This is a genomic window from Stenotrophomonas sp. BR163, assembly GCF_047520985.2.
Classification (GTDB): domain Bacteria; phylum Pseudomonadota; class Gammaproteobacteria; order Xanthomonadales; family Xanthomonadaceae; genus Stenotrophomonas; species Stenotrophomonas sepilia.
This window is the reverse complement of the sequence record NZ_JAXBRE020000010.1, coordinates 24,506-41,726: the sequence shown is the minus strand read 5'-3', so window position 1 is coordinate 41,726 and position 17,221 is coordinate 24,506. Positions and strand designations below refer to the sequence as shown.

Genomic DNA, 17,221 nt, shown 5'->3' with positions numbered 1-17,221 from the left:
AAAGGATGTTGGACATGAACAAGCTCACGGTCCTGCTGGTCGATGACCACGAGGGCTTCATCAACGCGGCGATGCGCCATTTCCGCAAGATCGACTGGCTGCAGATCGTCGGCAGCGCCGGCAACGGCCTGGAAGCGATCGAGCGCTCGGAAACGCTGCGCCCGCAGGTGGTGCTGATGGACCTGGCCATGCCGGAGATGGGTGGCCTGCAGGCCACCCGCCTGATCAAGTCGCAGGACGATGCACCGTACATCGTGATCGCCAGCCACTTCGATGACGCCGAGCACCGCGAACACGCGCTGCGTGCCGGTGCCGACAACTTTGTCAGCAAGCTGTCCTATATCCAGGAAGTGATGCCGATCCTGGAAGGCCTCAGGGAGGAACAGTCGTGAGTGAATCGCGCATCCTGGTGCTGGACAACGACGCCGTGCGCGCAGAGCGCACCGTTGCCCTGCTGGAATTCATGGACTTCAACCCGCGCTGGGTATCCGACGCGGCCGACTTCGACCTAGGCCGACAGCGCCAGAACGACTGGATGGCGGTGATCGTCGGCAGCCTGGACGACAGCCCCGCCAGCACCGCGCTGTACAACTGGCTGGGCGGCAGCAGCCTGCCGCCTCCGGTGTTGCTGGCCGATGGTGATGCTGCAGTGTTTGCCCGGCAGCACGGGCTGCATGAAGCGAACATCTGGCCGCTGGAAACGCCGCTGCGCCACGCACAGATGGAAGCCCTGCTGCGCCGCGCCAGCCTCAAGCGCCTGGATGCCGAGCATCAGGCAGGCGCCGCCCAGGACCAGGGCCCCACCGGCAACGGCCCGGCAGTGACCGCCCTGCGCACCATGATCGAGCAGGTCGCCGCATTCGATACCACCGTGCTCGTGCTGGGCGAATCCGGTACCGGCAAGGAAGTGGTGTCGCGCGCCATCCACCAGCGCTCGCCGCGCCGTGACGGCCCGTTCGTGGCGATCAACTGCGGCGCCATTCCGGCCGACCTGCTGGAAAGCGAACTGTTCGGCCATGAGAAGGGCGCCTTCACCGGCGCGCTGACCGCGCGCAAGGGCCGTTTCGAAATGGCCGAGGGCGGCACCCTGCTGCTCGACGAAATCGGCGACATGAGCCTGCCGATGCAGGTGAAGCTGCTGCGCGTGCTGCAGGAACGCAGCTTCGAGCGCGTCGGTGGCAACCAGACCATCCGCTGCAACGTGCGCGTGGTGGCCGCGACCCACCGCGACCTGGAGACCCGCATCGCCGAGGGCAAGTTCCGCGAGGATCTGTTCTACCGCCTCAACGTGTTCCCGATTGAAGTGCCCGCGTTGCGCGAGCGCCGTGAGGACCTGCCGGCGCTGGTGGAAACCATCGCCGCGCAGCTGGCCCGCACCGGCCGTGGCGAAGTGCGCTTCACTCCCGAAGCGCTGCAGGCGCTGTCCAGCTACGAATGGCCGGGCAACGTGCGCGAGCTGACCAACCTGGTCGAGCGCCTGGCGGTGCTGCATCCGGGCGGTTCAGTACGCGTGCAGGACCTGCCGGCCCGCTATCGTGGCGACGCCGCGTTGGCAGCGGTGGCCGCATCGGCACCGGCAGCTCCGGTTGCCAGCGAAGAACGTCTGGACCTGCGCAGCTTCTCGTTCCACACGCCCGGCAGCGGCAACCAGCCGGCGCTGGAGCACGGCATCGCCGTCAATCGCCCGGCGGCACCGGCGGCGCTGCCCGACGAAGGCATGGACCTGCGCAACCACATGGCCAACATCGAACTTGGCCTGATCAACGAAGCACTGGAACGCACCCAGGGCGTGGTCGCCCACGCGGCCCAGCTGCTCGGCCTGCGCCGCACCACCCTGGTGGAAAAGCTGCGCAAGTACGGCATCGAGCGCGAGCAGGCCGAACTGGCCGGCTGAAACGCATTGCCAGCATGAAGGGGGCACGAACGCCTGGGCTTGCCCGGGCGTTGGTGTTTTGGGCCCTGGGCTCACATCCCTTTGCTGCGGAAAGGGATCTGCGCCCATTGCTTTTGCACGTTTTCCTAGAGACAACACCGCCGCAGTGCGGAGCATGGCGAGGACACCCCCAAGGAGGTTCCACCATGCATCGCCTTGCCCTGCTCGCCACCCTGCTCTGCCCGGCCCTGGCCACCGCGGCCAACTGCACGCTGCCTGTCACGCTGGACCAGCGCCACTTCACCAACCTCAGCGACCCGTTGTATGCGCCGGACAATCCGAACGCCGGACGCATGGTGCAGCTCAGCTTTGCTGGCAGCCAGTACGTGCTGGACATCCTCGGCACTGACTTGCGCATCGGCGGCAGCTACCGCTACCAGCGCCTGGCCCCGCATATCGCGGAAATCCAGATGACCGAGGCCCACCCGGCCGGTCCCGCCCACTACACCCTGCTGCTGGCCTGCCAGAGCGACCGCCAGGGTCGCTTCATCTACACCCAGCACGACGGCCCCATCGCCCCGCGCCAGCGCCAGAATTCCGGCCGCTGGACCCTGCAGCCGTAGGCCAGAAAACCGACGCCGGATAAATGGCGCCTTCAATGGGGTCAGATCAGCGCCGACCAGCGGTCAGCATCTACCGGCAGCAGCGTGAAACTGTCGAAGGCGGGGTGGGTCCGGTTGCGGGGGCGTGAGCCGCATGGATGCGGCGACCGAGCTTACATGGACGTACTTGCAGCGTCCCCCGCAACCGGACCCGCCCCGCCATCCCTCAGTAGACCCGCTTCTGCTGTTGCTCCGGCTCCGGCTCCGGCTTCGGTCATTGCCACTGAGGTTGCCGGCCAGCGGCCGGCACTACCGCGGGGCGCGGGGTGCAACCCCGCACGCACACCCAACCTCCTCACTTCACTGAATCGAAAACCGGTTTCGGCACGGCACTTGCACTGGCTCCAGCAGACAACCCCATCCCTGTTTCTGGAACCGTTGCAGATGTCCCACTCCGTCACTTCGATCCTTTCGCAGATCCGCTCCTATCAGACCCAGATGGGACAGCCGGCGCTCAACCCGCTGGGCGAAGCGCCGCGCAGCAACGCCCTGCCGGGCACGGTGCTGGACGCGCCGCAGGCCCAGCCGGCCAGCTTCACCGAAACCCTGCGTAGTGCGATTGCCGGCGTCAACGATGCGCAGCAGAAGTCCGGCGCCCTCGCCAAGGCCTTCGAAATGGGCGACCCCAGCGCCGACCTGGCCAAGGTGATGGTCGCCTCGCAGCAGTCCCAGATCGCCTTCCGCGCCACCGTGGAAGTCCGCAACCGTCTCGTCCAGGCCTACCAGGACGTGATGAACATGCCGCTGTAAGGAACATTGACGCATGGCACTGACGCTCTCCAAGGACAGCCTGAACGCCGAGAAGGCCGGGCAATGGTTCGACCGCCTGCAGAGTCTGCAGATCACCCGTCGGCTGGGCCTGATGGCGATGATCGCGGTGGCGGTGGCGGCAGGCCTGTCCGTGTTCTTCTGGTCACAGAAGCCGGGCATGGTCCCGCTGTACACCGGCCTGGACCAGAAGGCGACCGCTGAAGCGACCGACCTGCTGCGCGCGGCACAGATTCCGTTCGCGCTCGATCCGGCCACCGGTGGCATCACCGTGCCGGAAAAGAACCTGCACGACGCCCGCCTGAAGCTGGCCGGCTCCGGCCTGACCGACAGCGGCAAGCTCGGCTTCGAGCTGATGGAACGCGATCCGGGCTTCGGCGTCAGCCAGTTCGTGGAAAGCGCGCGCTACCAGCACGCGCTGGAAACAGAGCTGTCGCGCACCATCAACACGCTGCGCCCGGTGCGCGATTCGCGCGTGCATCTGGCCATTCCCAAGCCCAGCGCCTTCACCCGCCAGCGTGACGTGGCCAGCGCCTCGGTGACCCTGGAACTGCGTGGCGGCCAGCAGCTGGAACGCAGCCAGGTGGACGCCATCGTGCACATGGTCGCGGCCAGCATCCCGGATCTCGCCCCGGAACGGGTGACCGTGGTCGACCAGAGCGGGCGCATGCTCAGCGTCAGCGACCCGAACAGTGAGGCGGCGGTCAACGCTGCCCAGTTCGAACAGGTGCGCCGCCAGGAAACCTCGTTCAACCAGCGCATCCGCGAGCTGCTGGAACCGATGACCGGCCCCGGCCGGGTCAATCCGGAAGTGAGCGTGGACATGGACTTCTCGGTCACCGAGGAAGCCCGTGAGCTCTACAACGGTGAACCGCAGAAGCTGCGCAGCGAGCAGATGAGCGAGAACACCACCAGCACGCCGGGTCCGCAGGGCGTGCCGGGTGCCACCAGCAACAGCCCGCCGGGCCAGCAGGCCGCGCCGGCCACCGCGCAGGCCCCGACCGAAAGCAGCAAGAACGCCACCCGCAACTACGAACTGGACCGCACCCTGCAGCACACCCGCCAGCCGGCCGGCCGCATCAAGCGCGTGTCGGTGGCGGTGCTGGTGGACAACGTGCCGCGCGCCGGTGCCAACGGCAAGGTCAGCCCGCAGCCGCTGTCGGCCGCCGAACTGACCCGCGTCGAGGCGCTGGTGAAGCAGGCCGTCGGCTTCAACGCCGAGCGTGGCGACACCGTGTCGGTGATGAATGCCCCGTTCGTGCGCGAGACCACGCCCGAACAAGGCCCGGCCTGGTGGGAGCTGCCGTGGGTGCACGACGCCGGCCGCATGCTGCTGGGCGCGGTGGTGGTGCTGGCGCTGCTGTTCGGCGTGCTGCGCCCGGCGCTGCGCGCAATCACCGGCCAGAACAGGAAGGACGACCCGCAGGCACTTGAGCCGCACACCGCGGACGTGCAGCTGGTGGATGACGATGGCATGCCGCTGCCGGCGCTGGGCACCGACCGGGCAAGCCTGGGCGGACCGGATGCGCTCGCACTGCCGGTGGATTCATATGAGGAACGACTGCGGATGGCGCGTGAAGCCGTGAAGACCGACTCCAAGCGCGTGGCCCAGGTGGTCAAGGGCTGGGTGGCCAATGACTGAGGCACAACTGACCGGAGTACAGCGCGCGGCCGTGCTGCTGCTTTCGCTGGGTGAGCTGGATGCGGCCGAAGTGCTGCGCCACATGGAACCCAAGGAGGTGCAGAAGATCGGCATCGCCATGGCCACCATGACCGACATCACCCGCGAGCAGGTGGAACGGGTGATGGACCAGTTCGGCCAGGAACTGGGCTCGAAGACCTCGCTGGGCGTCGGCTCTGACGACTATATCCGCAACATGCTGGTGCAGGCGCTGGGCAGCGAGAAGGCCGGCAACCTGATCGACCGCATCCTGCTCGGCCGCAACACCACCGGCCTGGACGCGCTGAAGTGGATGGACCCGCGTGCAGTGGCCGACCTGGTGCGCAACGAGCACCCGCAGATCATCGCCATCGTGATGGCGCACCTGGAAACCGACCAGGCCGCCGACGCGCTGAAGCTGCTGCCGGACCGTACCCGCGTGGATGTGCTGCTGCGCATCGCCACCCTCGACGGTATTCCGCCGAACGCGCTCAATGAACTCAACGAGATCATGGAGCGCCAGTTCGCCGGCAACCAGAACCTGAAGTCGTCCAACATCGGCGGCGTGCAGTGCGCAGCCAACATCCTGAACTTCATGGACAGTGGCCAGGACCAGGCGATCCTGGGCGAAATCGCGCGCATCGATGCGCCGTTGAGCAACCGCATCCAGGACCTGATGTTCGTGTTCGACGACCTGGTCGACCTGGACGACCGCGAGATGCAGCTGGTGCTGCGCGAGGTGAGCGGCGAGCGCCTGGGCCTGGCCCTGCGCGGTGCCGACATCAAGGTGCGCGACAAGATCACCCGCAACATGTCGCAGCGCGCGGCCGAAATCCTGCTCGAAGACATGGAGGCCCGCGGTCCGGTGCGCCTGTCCGACGTGGAAGGCGCGCAGCGCGAGATCCTGGCCATCGTCAAGCGCATGGCCGATGAAGGCACCGTCACCATCGGTGGCAGCGCGGAGGCCATGCTGTGAGCAACGTCGTGCGCTGGCTTGCCCCGGACCTGCTGGCCCAGCCCGAACCGGTGCTGGAGCAGGAGGATGCTTTCGCACTCACCGAGCCGGATCCGGAGCACGAACCGGAGCCGCCGCTGCAGCTGCCGACCCTTGAAGAGATCCAGGCGATCCAGGACAGCGCCGAGAAGGAAGGGTTCGAACAGGGCCATGCCGACGGCTACGGCCAGGGCCAGGCCGAAGTACGTCGCCTCGCCGCGCAGATCGAAGGCATCCTCGACAACTTCAGCCGGCCGCTGGTGCGGCTGGAGAACGAAGTGGTCGGTGCGCTCGGCGAACTGGCGGTGCGCATTGCCGGCGCACTGGTCGGCCGCGCCTACGAAGCCGAGCCGGCACTGCTGGCGCAGCTGGTCGGCGAAGCGATCGACGCCGTGGGCGGCAGCACCCGCGAGGTGGAAGTGCGGCTGCATCCGGATGACATCGCTGCCCTCGCCCCGCTGTTGAATCTTTCGCCGACGCAGCGCCTGGTACCGGATACCAGCCTCAGCCGTGGCGACCTGCGCGTGCACGCCGAAGCCGTGCGCATCGACGGCACCCTGGAAGCCCGCCTGCGCGGTGCGCTGGATGCGGTGATCCGCCAGACCGGAGCGACGGCATGAGTGCCGGACCACAAACCACTCCGCCGCCGGCCGACTGGGCCGTGGCCCGCAACCTGCGCCTGGCGCGGCGCCTGGATGGCCTGCGCGTGGACACCGCGCATGGTCGCGGCCTGATCCGCGAGGGCGTGTTGCGCCGTGCGGTCGGGCTCACCCTGGAAGCGGTCGGCTGCGAAGCGCCGCTGGGTGCCAGCTGCAAGGTGGAAGTGGTCGACGGTGGCTGGGTCGATGCAGAAGTGGTCGGCTTTGCCGGCGAGCGCACCTACCTGATGCCCAGCGCCGAACTGCATGGCCTGCTGCCCAATGCCCGGGTGGTGCCATCGGCGCGCCGGGGCGGCGTGGAAGTGGGCGAAGGCCTGCTCGGCCGCGTCATCGACAGCGACGGCGTGCCGCTGGATGGCAAGGGCCCGATCCGCGCCGAAGGCCATGTTGGCATGGCCGGCGTGTCGATCAATCCGCTGGCGCGTGAACCGATCACCCAGCCGCTGGACGTGGGCGTGCGCGCGATCAACGCGCTGCTGCCGATCGGCCGCGGCCAGCGCGTCGGCCTGTTCGCCGGATCCGGCGTCGGCAAGTCGACGCTGCTGGGCATGATGACCCGCTACACCGCCGCCGACGTGATCGTGGTCGGCCTGATCGGTGAACGCGGCCGCGAAGTGCGCGATTTCGTCGAGACCACGCTGGGCGAAGAAGGCCTGCGCCGCGCCGTGGTGGTGGCCAGCCCCGCCGACCGACCGCCACTGGCGCGCCTGCACGGCGCCTACCGTGCCACCGCCATCGCCGAATGGTTCCGCGACCAGGGCCTGAACGTGCTGCTGCTGATGGACTCACTGACCCGCTTCGCCCAGGCGCAGCGCGAGATCGGCCTGTCGGTCGGCGAGCCGCCGACCACCCGCGGTTACCCACCGTCGGTGTTCGCCAAGCTGCCGGCACTGGTCGAACGCGCCGGCAACGGCGCCAAGGGACGTGGCTCGATCACCGCGTTCTACACGGTGCTGACCGAAGGCGATGATCCGCAGGATCCGATTGCCGATGCAGCGCGCGCGATCCTCGACGGCCACATCCTGCTCTCGCGCCGCGTGGCCGACAGCGGCTTGTACCCGGCCATCGACGTCGAGTCGTCGGTCAGCCGCGTGGTCACGGAAATCGCCGACGAACCGTGGCGCCTGCGCATCCGCAAGTTGAAGCGACTGGTCTCGGCCTACTCGGCCAACCGGGACCTGATCGCGATCGGTGCTTACCAGCGCGGCAACGACGCGGCCACCGACGAAGCCCTGGAACGCTGGCCGGAAATCATGGAGTTCCTCGGCCAGGACGTTGCCAAGGCCGCAGATCTCCCGCACAGCCAGGCGGCGCTGCAGCGCCTGGTGGAACAAGAGAGTTAAGCCATGAACCAGTCCAAGCGCATCGATCCCCTGCTCAAGCGGGCCCAGGAACATGAGGACGCGGTCGCCCGCGACCTGGCCGAACGCCAGCGCGTGCTCGACACCCATCTGTCGCGACTGGACGAACTGCGCCGCTATGCCGAGGAGTACGCCAACGCACAGATGGCGGCGACCAGCCCGGCACAGTTGCTCAACCGCCGCGCCTTCCTCGATCGACTGGACAGCGCGGTCGAGCAGCAGCAGGCCACGGTCAATGGCAACCGCGAGAAAGTGGAGGCCGAGCGCGCACGCCTGATCCTGGCCAGCCGTGACAAGGCGGTGCTGGAGCAGCTGGCCGCCAGCTACCGGGCGCAGGAGAAGGTGGTGACCGACCGCCGCGACCAGCGCGAGATGGACGACATTGGCGCACGGCGTGCACGCCTGGTGCAGGCCGAAGACCAGGACGGCGCCGAGCAGGGAGGCCGCTCGTGATGCCCGCCCCGCTCGCCAGCAGCGCCAACACGGCCACGCCCGCCACCAGCAACAGTGCCGCACGCGCCTCGCGCAGCGAAGGCGGAAAGGACTTCAGCCAGCTGCTGCAGGGCGGCGCACCGTCTGCACCCACGCCAACCGGCAGCGCCACGACACCGATGCCATCCACGCCGAGCCAACCATCGACCGCCGACAGCAATGGCCAGGCACCGGGTGAACGCACCGCGGACGCCGAAGCGGCAACTGCTGAAACGCCGTCGCTGCCGACCGTTGCCGTGACCCCGGCTGGACCCGGCACCGAAAAGGACAAGCCCGCCGCGACCGAGGACGCCCCGTGGCCACCGCCCGGCCTGGCCGGCCTGGTGCTGGCGATGCCGATGCCTGCCGATCCGGCCGCTGCGCTGCCGACCACCGCTGCACCGGCGCTGGCCAGCGACGGTAGCGCGCTGCCTGCTGCTGCCCCCGCCACGAACGCGACACTGCCTGCAGCCGCGCCGGCAGCGGCAGCCCCAGTGGCGGCCGACGGCAAACCGGCGGCGACCAGCGCGGACGATGCCACGGCGCTGCCACTGCCGGAGATGATCCTGCGCGGCAAGCGCGCCGAGCGTGGCGAAGGCAGCGACGTGGCTGCACTTGGCGACCGCACCAGCGTACCCCTGCTGCACGCACCGCCAGCGGCCGCCGTACAGGACCTCAAGGCGGCGCTCGCCACCGGCAACGCGATCTTCAATGGCGAACCGACGCCGAAGCCCGTGCTGGGTGACGATGGCTTCGACCAGGCCATCGGCGCACGCCTGGGCTGGCTGGCCGACCAGAAGATCGGCCACGCCCACATCCGCCTGAGCCCGGACGACCTGGGTCCGGTCGACGTGCGCCTGCAGTTGAACGGCGACAAGGTGCATGCCAGCTTCAGCAGCCCGCACGTGGACGTTCGGCAAGCGCTGGAAAACAGCCTGCCGCGCCTGCGCGAGCTGCTGGGCGAACAGGGCTTCCAGCTGGCCCACGCCGATGTCGGCCACCAGGCACCGGGCGGTGGCGGCAATGCGCCGGGCCAGCCCGGTGGCAGCGGCATCATCGGCGACGGAGAACCGACGCCGGGCGACGCCAGCGTGTCGTCGGCGCAGTTGATCCGCCAGCGCGGACTGCTGGACGCTTACGCCTGACAGGCGTGCCGACCAAGGTTGGCACCTACCGGCACAGGTATCCGACGGAATTCCGTCGCATCCCGCTGCCCGGCCTTCGGCACGCCCCTTGCATATCCCGGTGAAGCAACCCTCAGGAGCTTCACCCGTGGCCGCAGCCGCCGACAAAACCAAGAAGACCGCAGAGAAGGACAAGGCCGCCAAGCCGCGTAGTCCGATCCTGATCACCGCGCTGGTCGCCGTATTGGCCGCCGCTGCTGCCGGTGGCGGCGTGTGGTTCTTCACCCAGTCCAAGCACGAAGAGAAGACCGCACAGGCGCCGAAGAAGAGCGCGACCCCAGCCCCGGCACAGTACTTCGCGCTGGAGCCGGCCTTCGTGGTCAACCTCAATGGCCCGGTCGACGGCCCGCGCTACCTGCAGCTGGAGGTCCAGCTGATGACCCGCGACCCGGCCGCGCTGGAAGCGATCAAGACCCATGCCCCGGCCATCCGTGCGCGCCTGCTGATGCTGTTCTCGCAGGTCAGCCCGGACCAGATCGCCGATGTCGGCGGCAAGCAGAAGCTGCAGGCCGCCTCATTGGCCGAGGTGCAGAAGGTGCTCAAGGCCGAGACCGGCAGCAACGGCGCCGACGATCTGCTGTTCACCAGCTTCGTGACCCAGTAAGGGCCCACCGATGAATGATCTGCTGTCCCAGGACGAGATCGATGCCCTGCTCCACGGCGTGGACAGTGGCGCGGTCGAGACCGATGCGGAACCCCCGTCAGGCGAAGCGCGCTCGTACGACTTCGCCAGCCAGGACCGCATCATCCGTGGTCGCATGCCGACCCTGGAAATGGTCCATGAGCGCTTCGCGCGCCTGTGGCGGATCGGCCTGTTCAACCTGATCCGCCGCTCGGCCGAACTGTCGGTGCGCGGCATCGAGCTGATCAAGTTCAACGACTACATGCACTCGCTGTATGTACCGACCAACCTGAACCTGATCCGCTTCAAGCCGCTGCGCGGCACCGGCCTGATCGTGTTCGAGCCGACCCTGGTGTTCGCCATCGTCGACAATTTCTTCGGCGGCGACGGGCGCTACCCCACCCGCATCGAGGGCCGCGAGTTCACAGCTACTGAAATGCGGGTGATCCATCTGCTGTTGAAGCAGACCTTCGCCGATCTGCGCGAAGCGTGGGCACCGGTGATGGATGTCGACTTCGAGTACATCAACTCGGAGATCAACCCGCATTTCGCCAACATCGTGACCCCGCGCGAGTACGTGGTGGTGTGCCGCCTGCACGTCGAGCTCGACGGTGGCGGCGGCGACATCCACGTCACCCTGCCCTACTCGATGCTGGAACCGATCCGCGAACTGCTCGACGCCGGCATCCAGAGCGACCGCAACGACCGCGACGAGAGCTGGGGCAAGACCCTGCGTGAGCAGCTCAACGTCGCCGAAGTCACCCTGTCCAGCGTGCTGGCCAGCAAGCGCATGACCCTGCGCGACCTGACCCAGTTGAAGGTCGGCGACATCCTGCCGATCGAGCTGAGCCCGCAGGTGCCGCTGTGCGTGGAGAACATCCCCGTGTTCACCGGCGAGTTCGGCATCGCCAACGGCATGAACGCCGTGAAGATCACCGCTACCCATCCGCCGGGCACCCGCCCGCGCGTACCCGTCATCCAGGAAGACCCGCAATGAACGATATCGACGCCCTCGAACCGACCCCGGCCCAGTTCAGCAGCCTGCAGGCCGATGAGGCGAATGGTCCGGACCTGAACCTGGACGTGATCCTCGATGTGCCGGTGACCCTGTCACTGGAAGTCGGTCGTGCCCGCCTGCCGATCCGCAACCTGCTGCAGCTCAACCAGGGGTCGGTGGTGGAACTGGAGCGCGGTGCTGGCGAATCGCTGGACGTGTTCGTCAACGGCACCCTGATCGCCCACGGCGAAGTAGTAGTGATCAATGACCGCTTCGGCGTGCGCCTTACCGACGTGGTCAGCCCCAGCGAGCGTATCCGGAGACTGCGTTGAGCCTGCTGGCCTCCACCCTGCTGGCGGTCGGCAAGGCCGCCGCGCCGGTCGGCCCGCAGGTCGGCCAGCATGCGGCCGCCGCACCCAGCCTGTTCGGTGCGGTGCTGGCGCTGCTGGCGGTACTGGCACTGGTGATCGGCCTGGGCTGGCTGCTCAAGCGCATGCCCGGCAGCGGCTTCCGCCCGGCCGAAGGCATGAAGGTGGTGGCCAGCCTGAGTGTCGGTGCCAAGGAACGCGTGGTCGTGGTGGAGGTCAACGGCCAGCAGCTGCTGCTGGGCGTCACCGCCGGCGGCATCAACACCCTGCACACCCTGCCCGAACCGCTGCCGCCACCGGCGCCGGTGCGCGTGCCGGACTTCAAGAATCTGCCGAATTTCGCCCAGCTGCTGCAGCAGCGGCTGCGCAAGGATCCCTGACATGCGTGTCCCCCGTACCCGTCCCGCCACCCTGATGCCGTGGCTGCTGTTGCTTGCCCTGTGCCTGTTGCCGGCACTGGCGTTCGCCGCGCCCGGCGCTCCGGCCACCCCGCTGCCGGACGTCAACGTCGGCAAGATCGGCGGCCAGCCGGTCAGCCTGCCGCTGCAGACCCTGCTGCTGATGACCGCGATCACCCTGATCCCGTCGATGCTGCTGGTGCTGACCTCGTTCACCCGCATCATCATCGTGCTGGGCCTGCTGCGCCAGGCGCTGGGCACCGGCCAGACGCCGTCCAACCAGGTGCTGCTGGGCCTGGCCCTGTTCCTCACCGCAATGGTGATGATGCCGACCTGGGACAAGGCGTGGAGCACGGGCATGGCGCCCTACCTCAACGGCGACATCGACTTCCAGACCGCATGGACGCTGACCACGCAGCCACTGCGCGGCTTCATGCTGGCGCAGATCCGCGAGACCGACCTGATGACCTTTGCCGGCATCGCCGGGCATGGCACCTACGCCAGCCCCGACGCGATCCCGTTCCCGGTGCTGGTCGCTTCGTTCGTCACCAGTGAACTGAAGACCGCCTTCGAGATCGGATTCCTGATCTTCATCCCGTTCGTGATCATCGACCTGGTCGTTGCCAGCGTGCTGATGTCGATGGGCATGATGATGCTGTCGCCGATGCTGGTCTCGGCGCCCTTCAAGATCCTGCTGTTCGTGCTGGTTGATGGCTGGGTGCTGACCGTGGGTACGTTGGCGGCGAGCTTCAATCCGGCCTGATATCCCCCGTAACGCGCAGTCGAGCAGGGCTCGACTCTACATGAGCAGATGGAACCCGAATGTCTCCCGAACTTGCCCTGACTGAACTGCGTGGCGGCCTGATCACCGTATTGTGGGTGGCCGGCCCGCTGCTGCTCACCGTACTGGTGGTGGGCGTGGTGGTCGGTGTCGTGCAGGCCGCGACCCAGCTCAACGAACCGACCATCGCCTTCGTCGCCAAGGCGGCAGCGCTGACCGCAGTGCTGTTCGCGCTGGGCAGCCTGCTGATCGGCCACCTGGTTGAATTCACCACGCTGCTGTTCCAGCGCATCCCACACCTGATCGGCTAGGGCACGCGCTTCGATGGACGCCGCGACACAGATGGCGGCCGACGGCCTGCAGGCCTTCGGCATGATCGGCACGGTGCTGTGGACCATGCTGCGCATCGGCGCAGTGGCCATGGCCATGCCCATGGTCGGCACGCGTGCGGTGCCATCGCGGGTGCGCGTGGTGCTGGCCGGCACCCTGGCCATCGCACTGGCCCCGCTGCTCCCCCCGGTACCGGACTGGACCGGCTTCGACGCGGCTACGGTGCTGACCATTGCCCGTGAACTGGCCATCGGCGTGTCCATCGGCTTCATGCTGCGGTTGGTGTTCGAAGCCGGCGCGATGGCCGGCGAACTGATCGCGCAGGGCACCGGCCTGGCCTTCGCGCAGATGAGCGATCCGCTGCGCGGTGGTACCTCCGGCGTGATCGGACAGTGGTTCTACCTGCTGTTCGGGCTGCTGTTCTTCACCGCCAACGGCCACCTGGCTTTGATCTCGCTGCTGGTGGACAGCTATCGCGCGCTGCCGATTGGCGCCCCGCTGCCGGATCCCCATGCCTTCTTCAGCATCGCCCCGACCTTCCTGCTGACCGTGCTGCGCGGCGCGCTGAGCCTGGCCATCCCGCTGACCGTGGCGATGTTGGCGGTGAATCTGGCCTTCGGTGTCCTGGCGCGTGCCGCGCCTGCGCTGAACCCGATCCAGCTGGGCCTGCCGGTCTCGCTGCTGCTGGGCCTGTTCCTCCTGGCGCTGCTGGCCGGGGAAATGGGGCCGCCGGTACAGCGCCTGTTCGACGCCGCCTTCCAGGCCGCGGACGCGGTCACACGCTGACCCGGTCGTCACGTTCTACTGCTTGCCATGCATTTGTTTCTGTAGAGCCGAGCCCATGCTCGGCTGCCTTCGGCAGGAGTGGCAGCCGAGCATGGGCTCGGCTCTACAGGGGCGCAATTTCACGGATTGCCGCTTGAAGTCCCCCCGGGTCTGCGCGTTAGAGTGAATGCGCGGCAACCGGGGGGATGCCGCACCTGGCCGACGCCCGTTCGCGTTGGCCTGCCTCATGCATGCCCCACCGTGGTTTCCGTCGACAGGCAGGTCCGGGAGACTGACGAATGCTGGTAGGCACGTACAACCCGTGGCTGGTGGCGATCTCACTGCTGGTCGCCGTGATGGCGTCGTACACAGCGCTGGCCATGGCCGGGCGCACGGTCACCGCCCCGGGCCGGGCAGCCGCCTGGTGGTGGCGCCTGGGGGGCGGATTCGCCATGGGCCTGGGCATCTGGTCGATGCACTTCATCGGCATGCTGGCGTTCGATCTGCCCATTGCACTGGGCTACGACCTGCCCATCACCCTGCTCTCGCTGGCCCTGGCGATCGCCTCGTCGGTGTTCGCACTGTGGCTGGTCTCGCTGCGCACCTTGCCCCATCCGCGATTGGCCGGCGGTGCCCTGCTGATGGGCACCGGCATTGCCGGCATGCACTACGTCGGCATGGCAGCGATGCGCATGCAGCCCGGGATCGACTACGACCCGGGCTGGCTGCTGCTCTCCCTGGTGGTGGCGGTGGCCGCGTCGTGGACCGCGCTCTACGTTGCGTTCCGCCTGCGCGCGCAGCGCACCCGCGTCGGTGACCGGTTGGCAGCCGCGGGCCTGCTCGGCCTGGCCATCGTCGGCATGCACTACACCGGCATGGCCGCCGCGCGTTTCCCGGAAGGCAGCATCTGCGGCGCGGCGGTCGGCGATGGCCTGCAGAGCGAGTGGCTGGCGATGCTGGTGGTGGTGCTGACGGTTGCGATCCTGGCGGTGGTGCTGGTGGTCTCGTGGCTGGACCAGCGGGTGGAGGCGCAGCTGCTGCGGCTGCGCAACTCGATGCTGAGCACCTCGTTGACCGATGCCCAGCAGGAACTGACCCAGGCCGCGCTGCACGACCCGCTGACCCGCCTGCCGAACCGCCTGCTGCTGCAGCGGCGCATCGTGCAGGCGCTGGCAGAAGCCGAACAGGGCGGCAGCCGATTTGCGGTAATGTTCATGGACCTGGACGGATTCAAGCAGGTCAATGATGCCCACGGCCATCAGGCCGGCGACGCACTGCTGGTGGCGGTGGCCGAGCGTACCCGCCAGCTGCTCCGGCCCAACGATATGCTGGCCCGTCTGGGCGGCGACGAATTCGTGCTGGTGGTGCGCATCGAGCACGACGAGGACCTGCCCACCCTCGCCCGGCGCATCCTGCAGGCGGTGGGCAGCGGCCCGTTGCTGCCGGACAACGAACTGCAGGTGACTGCCAGCATCGGCGTGGCGATCTGCCCCGACCACGCTGCCAGCGAGCGCCAGTTGATGGCCTTCGCCGACGCGGCGATGTACCAGGCCAAGGAATCCGGACGCAACGCCTTCGTGCTGTTCGCCGACTGGATGAATGACAGCGCCGAACAACAGTTCCGGCTGCTGGCCGACCTGCGCCGGGCCATTGGCAGCGAGCAGCTGTTCCTGCACTACCAGCCCAAGATCCGCGTGGCCACGCAGAAGGTGGCCGGTGCCGAAGCGTTGATCCGCTGGCACCATCCGGAGCATGGCCTGATTCCGCCCGATCGGTTCATCCGCCTGGCCGAGCGCAGCGGCGCGATCAACGAGATCGGGCGCTGGGCGCTGGACCAGGCCTGCCTGCAACTGCGGCGCTGGCACGATGCCGGTCACGAAGGCTGGTCGATGTCGGTGAACCTGTCGCCGGTGCAGTTCAGTTCGCCGCACCTGCTGCAGGATGTGCGCGCGGTGATCGAACGCCACAACATCGCTCCGCGCCACCTGGTGCTGGAAATCACCGAAAGCACGGTCATGCGCGATACCGATACCAGCCTTCGCCTGCTGCAGGCCCTGTCGGCGCTGGGCGTGGGCATCTCCATCGATGATTTCGGAACCGGCTATTCCAGCCTGCTGTACCTGAAGCGGCTGCCGGCCACCGAGATCAAGATCGACCATGCGTTCGTGCGCGACCTGGAACACAGTGCAGAGGACGTGGTGATCGTCTCGGCGATCGTGGCGCTGGGCCATGCGCTGGACATGGACATCGTCGCCGAAGGCGTGGAAACCACCGCCCAGCGCGCCTACCTGGAGCGCCTGGGCTGCGACTACCTGCAGGGCTACCTGCTCGGCCGCCCGGTCGACGCGGCGCGCTTCATGCAGCTGCACGACCTGCCGCGGCCGCGGATCGAGCTGAGCACCGGCTTCAAAGCGCCCGAAGGTGGGGGACGCTGAATCCACCTGGCGATGCAACAGGTGATGGCCTGCTGAGATGCGCTCGGCGCACCGACCTGATGGTCGGAGGGTGCGTTGGTTGTCTGCAAGAGTTCTGGACTCTTCTGCAGGAATACGAAATTCACGGTAACGTCGACGTTGCCATTTGCGTCATCCCTGGAGCGGCCAGGTCGAACGCTGACGTGCCGGCAAGCCATCCAGCTTCATCTTGGGGATGCTTCCTCCTGCCAGTCACCCGATGCTCAACGAACCCTGGCCTCCCATGCCGTTGTCGCGAGCAAGATCGTCCGCTTCAGCAGGGAGGGGTAATCCTCGAGTTGTCGGAGACGGCAAACGCGACTGACTGCAACCGCTGGCAAAGTGTTGAAAGCAGGGCCATGAACTCAGAATTGGCTGCCTCAGACCATGCTCGACCGAATCGAAGAGTAAGGTGTATGGAGCTCACCGGGTCTCCGTTCAGAGCGGACTCGAGCGAGTAGCGCTCACCATCCGAGAATGCACCTTGGACACATCCGGGGAACACCAACTCCAATGATGCGATTATGGCCTGGGGACATCCGATGTCCTGCACAGCCTCGACATTGGAGAGGTCTTCTTCACCGAGGTCTTCCAGCTTCAAAACGACTATGTCAAAGCTCATTGCTGCGATATCCCATCCTGCAACCCATTCAGCACCGCCCTTCTCTCTGCGTGTCTTGGCATCATGCCTCATGTAGCTGCTAGCTGCCCCCTGTACAGCAGCAGTTGAACGATCTTCCTCGCCCTCTGGATGCGATAGCGCGGCAGCGCATACAGCACTGCGAACGCCAGAATGAGCAGGAGCAGACACACAGTGCTGCCGTTCGCGGCTGACGGACAGCGGCACGGTTCTTGCACGCCCTCCGGCAACCCCT

Annotated in this window: 19 protein-coding genes; 18 read left to right on the top strand and 1 reads right to left on the bottom strand. The window is 67.4% G+C overall.

Annotated elements, in window-relative coordinates:
- Window positions 1-14 precede the first annotated feature (14 nt).
- From ACM0PY_RS10495 to ACM0PY_RS10410, 18 genes are all read left to right on the top strand, one after another.
- A complete protein-coding gene (locus ACM0PY_RS10495; protein ID WP_005409556.1) occupies window positions 15-392 on the top strand; it encodes a response regulator in 378 nt (125 codons plus the stop codon).
- Complete coding sequence (locus ACM0PY_RS10490) at window positions 389-1,894, top strand: sigma-54 dependent transcriptional regulator (protein ID WP_134972759.1); 1,506 nt, start codon at window positions 389-391, stop codon at window positions 1,892-1,894. The genes ACM0PY_RS10495 and ACM0PY_RS10490 overlap by 4 nt, the downstream gene beginning before the upstream one ends.
- A 185-nt stretch (window positions 1,895-2,079) precedes the next feature.
- Window positions 2,080-2,496 carry a hypothetical protein gene (locus tag ACM0PY_RS10485; protein WP_134972758.1) on the top strand — a complete coding sequence of 139 codons (417 nt, stop codon included), beginning with the start codon at window positions 2,080-2,082 and terminating at the stop codon, window positions 2,494-2,496.
- A gap of 423 nt (window positions 2,497-2,919) precedes the next feature.
- Window positions 2,920-3,285 (top strand): flagellar hook-basal body complex protein FliE, encoded by a 366-nt coding sequence (fliE, locus tag ACM0PY_RS10480; RefSeq protein WP_180886210.1) that lies wholly within the window; start codon window positions 2,920-2,922, stop codon window positions 3,283-3,285.
- A gap of 13 nt (window positions 3,286-3,298) precedes the next feature.
- Window positions 3,299-4,945 (top strand): flagellar basal-body MS-ring/collar protein FliF, encoded by a 1,647-nt coding sequence (fliF, locus tag ACM0PY_RS10475; protein WP_180886208.1) that lies wholly within the window; start codon window positions 3,299-3,301, stop codon window positions 4,943-4,945.
- A 7-nt stretch (window positions 4,946-4,952) separates the two neighbouring features.
- Window positions 4,953-5,939 carry a flagellar motor switch protein FliG gene (fliG, locus tag ACM0PY_RS10470; protein WP_024958226.1) on the top strand — a complete coding sequence of 329 codons (987 nt, stop codon included), beginning with the start codon at window positions 4,953-4,955 and terminating at the stop codon, window positions 5,937-5,939.
- Window positions 5,936-6,577 carry a FliH/SctL family protein gene (locus tag ACM0PY_RS10465; protein WP_061478714.1) on the top strand — a complete coding sequence of 214 codons (642 nt, stop codon included), beginning with the start codon at window positions 5,936-5,938 and terminating at the stop codon, window positions 6,575-6,577. The genes fliG and ACM0PY_RS10465 overlap by 4 nt, the downstream gene beginning before the upstream one ends.
- Entirely contained in the window at window positions 6,574-7,959 is a 1,386-nt protein-coding gene (locus ACM0PY_RS10460; RefSeq protein ID WP_065178546.1) for a FliI/YscN family ATPase, read from the top strand. Before ACM0PY_RS10465 ends, ACM0PY_RS10460 begins: the two co-directional genes overlap by 4 nt.
- 3 nt (window positions 7,960-7,962) lie before the next feature.
- Entirely contained in the window at window positions 7,963-8,430 is a 468-nt protein-coding gene (fliJ, locus tag ACM0PY_RS10455) for a flagellar export protein FliJ (RefSeq protein ID WP_005416437.1), read from the top strand.
- Entirely contained in the window at window positions 8,430-9,593 is a 1,164-nt protein-coding gene (locus ACM0PY_RS10450; RefSeq protein ID WP_180886206.1) for a flagellar hook-length control protein FliK, read from the top strand. Before fliJ ends, ACM0PY_RS10450 begins: the two co-directional genes overlap by 1 nt.
- Before the next feature lie 127 nt (window positions 9,594-9,720).
- Window positions 9,721-10,236, top strand: a complete 516-nt coding sequence (locus ACM0PY_RS10445; protein ID WP_134972673.1) for a flagellar basal body-associated FliL family protein — start codon at window positions 9,721-9,723, stop codon at window positions 10,234-10,236.
- Window positions 10,237-10,246: 10 nt separating this feature from the next.
- Entirely contained in the window at window positions 10,247-11,251 is a 1,005-nt protein-coding gene (fliM, locus tag ACM0PY_RS10440; protein WP_005416434.1) for a flagellar motor switch protein FliM, read from the top strand.
- A complete protein-coding gene (gene fliN, locus ACM0PY_RS10435) occupies window positions 11,248-11,583 on the top strand; it encodes a flagellar motor switch protein FliN (protein WP_005409543.1) in 336 nt (111 codons plus the stop codon). Before fliM ends, fliN begins: the two co-directional genes overlap by 4 nt.
- 17 nt (window positions 11,584-11,600) lie before the next feature.
- The gene (gene fliO, locus ACM0PY_RS10430; protein ID WP_176556944.1) at window positions 11,601-11,999 is read left to right on the top strand and encodes a flagellar biosynthetic protein FliO; all 399 of its coding nucleotides are present in this window, start codon (window positions 11,601-11,603) and stop codon (window positions 11,997-11,999) included.
- A 1-nt stretch (window position 12,000) separates the two neighbouring features.
- Complete coding sequence (fliP, locus tag ACM0PY_RS10425; RefSeq protein WP_134972542.1) at window positions 12,001-12,780, top strand: flagellar type III secretion system pore protein FliP; 780 nt, start codon at window positions 12,001-12,003, stop codon at window positions 12,778-12,780.
- 59 nt (window positions 12,781-12,839) lie between these two features.
- On the top strand, window positions 12,840-13,109 hold the full coding sequence (locus ACM0PY_RS10420) for a flagellar biosynthetic protein FliQ (protein WP_005413254.1): 270 nt from the start codon (window positions 12,840-12,842) through the stop codon (window positions 13,107-13,109).
- 13 nt (window positions 13,110-13,122) lie between these two features.
- Window positions 13,123-13,914: a flagellar biosynthetic protein FliR gene (gene fliR, locus ACM0PY_RS10415; RefSeq protein ID WP_049412889.1), complete on the top strand. Its 792-nt coding sequence runs from the start codon at window positions 13,123-13,125 to the stop codon at window positions 13,912-13,914.
- Between the two features lie 278 nt (window positions 13,915-14,192).
- Entirely contained in the window at window positions 14,193-16,328 is a 2,136-nt protein-coding gene (locus ACM0PY_RS10410) for a putative bifunctional diguanylate cyclase/phosphodiesterase (protein ID WP_414609429.1), read from the top strand.
- A gap of 292 nt (window positions 16,329-16,620) precedes the next feature.
- Here the strand turns inward: ACM0PY_RS10410 and ACM0PY_RS10405 are convergent, their stop codons facing one another.
- Window positions 16,621-17,040: a hypothetical protein gene (locus tag ACM0PY_RS10405; protein ID WP_235643019.1), complete on the bottom strand. Its 420-nt coding sequence runs from the start codon at window positions 17,038-17,040 to the stop codon at window positions 16,621-16,623.
- Window positions 17,041-17,221: the final 181 nt, after the last annotated feature.

Excerpts from the sequence above, each read along its gene's own strand:
- ACM0PY_RS10495 (WP_005409556.1), top strand. The coding sequence starts at position 15 with ATGAACAAGCTCACGGTCCTGCTGGTCGATGACCACGAGGGCTTCATC.
- ACM0PY_RS10485 (WP_134972758.1), top strand. The coding sequence starts at position 2,080 with ATGCATCGCCTTGCCCTGCTCGCCACCCTGCTCTGCCCGGCCCTGGCC.
- fliE (WP_180886210.1), top strand. The coding sequence starts at position 2,920 with ATGTCCCACTCCGTCACTTCGATCCTTTCGCAGATCCGCTCCTATCAG.
- fliF (WP_180886208.1), top strand. The coding sequence starts at position 3,299 with ATGGCACTGACGCTCTCCAAGGACAGCCTGAACGCCGAGAAGGCCGGG.
- ACM0PY_RS10460 (WP_065178546.1), top strand. The coding sequence starts at position 6,574 with ATGAGTGCCGGACCACAAACCACTCCGCCGCCGGCCGACTGGGCCGTG.
- fliJ (WP_005416437.1), top strand. The coding sequence starts at position 7,963 with ATGAACCAGTCCAAGCGCATCGATCCCCTGCTCAAGCGGGCCCAGGAA.
- ACM0PY_RS10450 (WP_180886206.1), top strand. The coding sequence starts at position 8,430 with ATGCCCGCCCCGCTCGCCAGCAGCGCCAACACGGCCACGCCCGCCACC.
- fliM (WP_005416434.1), top strand. The coding sequence starts at position 10,247 with ATGAATGATCTGCTGTCCCAGGACGAGATCGATGCCCTGCTCCACGGC.
- fliN (WP_005409543.1), top strand. The coding sequence starts at position 11,248 with ATGAACGATATCGACGCCCTCGAACCGACCCCGGCCCAGTTCAGCAGC.
- fliP (WP_134972542.1), top strand. The coding sequence starts at position 12,001 with ATGCGTGTCCCCCGTACCCGTCCCGCCACCCTGATGCCGTGGCTGCTG.
- ACM0PY_RS10420 (WP_005413254.1), top strand. The coding sequence starts at position 12,840 with ATGTCTCCCGAACTTGCCCTGACTGAACTGCGTGGCGGCCTGATCACC.
- fliR (WP_049412889.1), top strand. The coding sequence starts at position 13,123 with ATGGACGCCGCGACACAGATGGCGGCCGACGGCCTGCAGGCCTTCGGC.
- ACM0PY_RS10410 (WP_414609429.1), top strand. The coding sequence starts at position 14,193 with ATGCTGGTAGGCACGTACAACCCGTGGCTGGTGGCGATCTCACTGCTG.
- ACM0PY_RS10405 (WP_235643019.1), bottom strand. The coding sequence starts at position 17,040 with ATGAGGCATGATGCCAAGACACGCAGAGAGAAGGGCGGTGCTGAATGG.